This is a genomic window from Sinomonas sp. G460-2 (genome assembly GCF_047759905.1).
Taxonomy (GTDB): Bacteria; Actinomycetota; Actinomycetes; order Actinomycetales; family Micrococcaceae; genus Sinomonas.
This window is the reverse complement of record NZ_JBKZWT010000257.1, coordinates 1-5,188: the sequence shown is the minus strand read 5'-3', so window position 1 is coordinate 5,188 and position 5,188 is coordinate 1. Positions and strand designations below refer to the sequence as shown.

The 5,188-nt window shown below is 71.1% G+C and carries 3 protein-coding genes; all 3 read left to right on the top strand.

The window, feature by feature from the left end:
- Window positions 1-1,654, top strand: a 1,654-nt coding sequence (locus tag ACLN58_RS17410; RefSeq protein WP_415856508.1) for a family 78 glycoside hydrolase catalytic domain, incomplete at its 5' end; no start/stop codon positions are given.
- A 204-nt stretch (window positions 1,655-1,858) separates the two neighbouring features.
- Window positions 1,859-3,781: a transketolase gene (locus ACLN58_RS17405; protein ID WP_415856507.1), complete on the top strand. Its 1,923-nt coding sequence runs from the start codon at window positions 1,859-1,861 to the stop codon at window positions 3,779-3,781.
- A gap of 140 nt (window positions 3,782-3,921) precedes the next feature.
- On the top strand, window positions 3,922-5,188 hold a 1,267-nt coding region (locus ACLN58_RS17400), incomplete at its 3' end, for an MFS transporter (protein ID WP_415856506.1).

The following is a 5,188-nucleotide window of genomic DNA, read 5'->3' as shown; positions in this document are numbered from 1 at the left end:
GTGGGCCGCGCCCTCGGGCAAGCTGCTCCTCGACTTCGGCCAGAACCTCGTGGGACGCCTCGCGATCACGGTTGACGGCGCGCCCGGCCACACCGTCACCCTCCGCCACGCCGAGGTGCTCCAGGGCGGCGAGCTCTACACGCGGCCCCTGCGCGGGGCCGACGCGACGGACCGCTACACGCTCGCCGGAGGCGGCCCCGAGACGTGGGAGCCGCGCTTCACGATCCACGGCTTCCGCTACGCCGAGGTGGACGGATGGACCGGCGGCGACCCCCTCGAGGGCATCGTCGCGGGGGTCTACCACACGGACATGGAGCGCACGGGCTGGTTCGAATGCTCCGATCCGGACGTCAACCGGCTGCACGAGAACGTGCTGTGGAGCATGCGCGGGAACTTCGTGGATATTCCTACTGACTGCCCCCAGCGCGACGAGCGCCTGGGCTGGACCGGCGACATCCAGGTCTTCGCACCGACCGCGAGCTTCCTCTACGACTGCTCGGGCATGCTCGCGTCGTGGCTCAAGGACGTCGCGGCAGAGCAGCTCGAGGACGGCACCGTGCCCTGGTACGTGCCCGTGATCCCGGGCGGCGACTACTGGACCCCCATCCGGCCCGGCGCCGTGTGGGGCGACGTCGCCGTCCTGACCCCGTGGACCCTCTACGAGCGCTTCCGCGACGCCGGCGTCCTCGCCCAGCAGTACGAGAGCGCGAAGGCGTGGGTTGACCTCATGGATCGGCTCGCAGGCCCGTCCCGCGTATGGGCGAACGGCCAGCAGCTCGGCGACTGGCTCGACCCCACCGCCCCGCCCGAGGACCCCACACGCGCCATGACGGACCCGTACCTCGTGGCCACGGCGTACTTCGCGCGCTCCGCCGAGCACCTCGCCAAGACGGCGGGGATCCTCGGCAAGGACGACGACGAACGCCACTACGCGGCCCTCGCCGCCGAGGTCTCGGCCGCCTTCGCGAACGAGTACGTGCACGCCGACGGCGTCATGGCCTCCGACGCGCAGACCGCGTATGCGCTCGCGCTCGTGTTCGGCCTCCTGCCGGACGAGGCCTCTCGCGCCGCGTCCGGCCGGCGCCTGGCCGAGCTCGTCCGGGAGAACGGCTATCGCGTGGGCACCGGGTTCGCGGGGACGCCAGTGGTCTCCGACGCGCTCTCGCTCGCCGGCGAGGACGAGGCTGCGTACGGGCTGCTCCTCGAGAAGGAATGCCCCTCGTGGCTGTACCAGGTCTCGCAGGGTGGCACGACCATCTGGGAGCGCTGGGACTCGATGCTCCCCGACGGCACGGTGAACCCGGGCGAGATGACCTCGTTCAACCACTACGCGCTCGGAGCGGTCGCGGACTGGATGCACCGCGTCGTGGCGGGCATCGCGCCGGCCGAGCCCGGGTACCGGCGGATCCTCTTCCGGCCGCGTCCCGGCGGTGGGCTCACGCACGCCTCGGCCCGGCATGAGACGCCGTACGGGACCGCGTCGATCGCGTGGCGGCTCGGGGACGGAGGGGCCCTTGAGGTCGAGGCCGTGGTGCCGACGGGGGCTACCGCATCCCTCGAGCTCCCGGGAGCCGAACCCGTGGAGCTCGGCCCGGGAACGCACTGGCACAGGGTGAACCAGTACGGGGCGGAGGCTGTGACCCCGGCGCCCTGACCGAACTGGCTGCCGCGAGGGCGCACTGCTGCCGTGAGGGCGCACGTTTGCCGGCGTGGAAGCCTGCGCTCTCGCACGGAACCTGCGCTCTCGAGGGGAGCGTCCGCCCTCGGGGAGACCCGTGCTGGCTAAGACCTTGCTTGCGGCCCGACGTCGTCGGGTAATGGAGGTACTCGTACCGCCGTCGACACGGAAGGTCACGCCATGACTACGACCCTGACGATTCCGGATCTCGAGACCGTCGCCGAACTGGCCGCGCAGCTGCGGGTGGACTCGATCCGCTCGAGCACGAGCGCGGGATCCGGTCACCCGACGTCGTCCATGTCCGCCGCGGACCTGCTGGCCGTGCTCATGGGCCGGCACCTGCGCTACGACTGGGACCGGCCCGACGATCCGCGCAACGACCACCTCGTCTTCTCGAAGGGCCACGCCTCGCCGCTCGTCTATTCGGTGTTCCGAGCCGTCGGCGTCATCTCGGAGAACGAACTGCTCACCGGCTATCGGCGCTTCGGCCAGCGGCTCCAGGGCCACCCGACGCCTGTGCTCCCGTGGGTCGACGTCGCCACGGGCTCGCTCGGGCAGGGCCTCCCCGACGCCGTCGGCATCGCCCTCGCCGGGAAGTACCTCGACAAGCTCCCGTACCGCGTGTGGGCGCTCTGCGGCGACAGCGAGCTCGCGGAGGGCTCGATCTGGGAGGCGCTCGACAAGGCCTCCCACTATGAGCTCTCCAACCTCGTGGCCCTGTTCGACATCAATCGCCTAGGCCAGCGCGGCGAGACCGATCTCGGGTGGGACACCGCGGCGTACGCCCGCCGCGCCGAGGCGTTCGGCGCTCGCGTCCTCGTGATCGACGGCCACGACATTGCGGCCATCGACGAAGCGCTCACGAACGCGGAAGACGGCGCGGCCAACGGCTCGCGCAGCCAGCCCACCGTGATCATCGCGAAGACGATCAAGGGCAAGGGCTTCATCGAGATCGAGGACAGGCCGGATTGGCACGGGAAGCCGCTCCCCGAGGACATGGCCGAGCGCGCCATCACGGAGCTCGGAGGCCCGCGCGAGCTGACGGTGCGCGGGCCGCTTCCAGAGGGTGGTCCAGAGCGTGGCGCAGAGGGTGGTGCAGAGCACGACGGCGGCGACTCGCCTCGACGGGGCACGGCCCGCCAGGCCGAGCTCCCGCGGTACGAGCTCGGCGCGAAGATCGCGACGCGCAAGGCCTACGGCGAGGCCCTCGCCGCGCTGGGAGCCGCGGACTCCGCCGTCGTCGCCCTTGACGCCGAGGTGAGCAACTCGACGTACGCCAACCAGTTCGCCAAGGAGTTCCCCGACCGCTACTTCGAGATGTTCATCGCCGAGCAGCAGCTGATCGCCGCGGCGACGGGCCTGAGCGTACGGGGCTACAAGCCGTTCGCGTCGACGTTCGCGGCGTTCTTCACCCGCGCCCACGACTTCATCCGCATGGGCGCGGTCTCGCAGGCCAACCTCCGGCTCTCGGGCTCGCACGCGGGCCTCGAGATCGGCGCCGACGGCCCGTCCCAGATGGCGCTCGAAGACCTCGCCATGATGCGAGCCGTCCACGGCTCCACGGTCCTGTACCCGAGCGACGCGACGAGCGCGGCCGCCCTCGTCGAGCGCATGGCGGAGACGAGCGGCATCAGCTACCTGCGGACGACGCGCGGGGCCTACCCGGTTCTGTACGGCGCCGGCGAGGACTTCGCAGTGGGCGGGTCCAAGACGCTGCGGGACGGCAGCGACGTGACGCTCGTGGGGGCCGGCGTCACTGTTCACGCATGCCTCGAGGCCGCGGACCGGCTCGCGGAGGAGGGAATCCGCGCGCGGGTCATCGACTGCTACTCGGTCAAGCCGATCGACGGGGCGGCCCTGCGCGCGGCGTCGAGCGCGACGGGCGGCCGGTTCGTCGTCGCGGAGGACCACCACCCCGAAGGCGGGCTCGGCTCGGCCGTGGCCGAGAGCCTGCTCGAGGGCGGCCGGACCGCCATCCAGCTCGAACACCTCGCGGTCCGCGGGATGCCCGGCTCTGGCACGGGGGAGGAGCTGATGGCCTGGGCCGGGATCGACGCCGAGGCCATCGCGGAGGCAGCGCGGCACATCGTCGCGACGCGATGAATCCACGCGCCGGCACTATCTTCAGACACACTCGATGAGAGCGCGCCATCGATGGCCCGCGCGGGCTCCTGTCCTACTAATCTGAGTGCGACAGCACCACCTCGGCCACGGCCGGGGCCACCACAAGCCGGGAGCCGTGAATGACCGCGTGGGCCTCGCACCAAGAGGACGTTCCCCAGTCTGCGCTCGCAGAGCCCGTCCAGCGGGTCAAGGGCCTGTGGATCACGGGCCTCGTGCTCGTGAACGTCGGCATCAACGCCGCGTTCTTCGGCCCGATCCAGGTGCTCATCGGCCAACAGGCGCAGGCGTTCGACGCGAGCAACAAGGAGGGCATCCTGGCCCTCATCACGGGGGCGGGCGCCGCCGTCGCCCTCGTGGCCAACCCGCTCTTCGGCGCGTTCTCGGACCGCACGTGGAGTCGCTTCGGCCGCCGTCGTCCGTGGGTGCTCATCGGTGCGCTGTTGGGCACGGTCGCGCTCCTAGGCCTCGCGGGCGCCCCGAACGTCGCCGCCGCGACCGCGCTGTGGTGCTTCGTCCAGCTCGGCGCCAACGGAGCGTACGCGGCGATCACCGCCGCGATCCCGGACCGGGCGCCGGTCGAGCAGCGCGGCACCGTGGGCGGGCTGGGGGCCATGGGCCAGACCGCTGGCGTGCTTCTCGGGGCGGTCATCGCGGCCGTGGTCGCCGGAAACTTCGCGCTCGGCTACGTGATCTGCGGCGCCGCGCTCATCCTCGGCGTGGTCCTCTACCTCACGAGCGCGGCCGACGACCCGCTGCCCCGTGCCACGATCGGACCGTTCTCGCTCGGGCGGTTCCTCGCGGGCTTCTGGGTCAACCCGCTCCGCTACCCCGACTTCGGCTGGGCGTGGATCACGCGGCTCCTCGTGAACATCGGCAACCACATGGTCACCCTGTACCTGCTCTTCTTCCTCACGGACGCGGTGCATCTGAAGGACACTCAGGGCATCGACCCCGCGACCGGCGTGCTCATCCTGACGGGGCTCTACGCCGTGTTCGTGATCATCACGAGCGTGATCGGCGGGAAGCTCTCCGATCGCATGGGCAAGCGCAAGCCGCTCGTGATCGGCTCCTCGGTCATCATCGCGGCGGCCTCGCTGACCATCGGCTTCTTCCCGGTATGGCCTGGGGCGATCGTCGGGGCCTGCATCCTCGGCATCGGCTTCGGGACGTACCTCGCGGTCGACTTCGCCCTCATCACCCAAGTGCTCCCCAAGGCCGCGGACCGCGGCAAGGACCTCGGCGTCATCAACATCGCGAACTCGCTCCCGCAGGTCGTCGCGCCGCTCATTGCCTACCCGTTCGTCACGTTCTGGGGCGGCTACATCTCGCTCTACGTCGCCGCCGCGGTCATCGGCCTCCTGGGGGCCGTCTTCGTCACGCGGATCC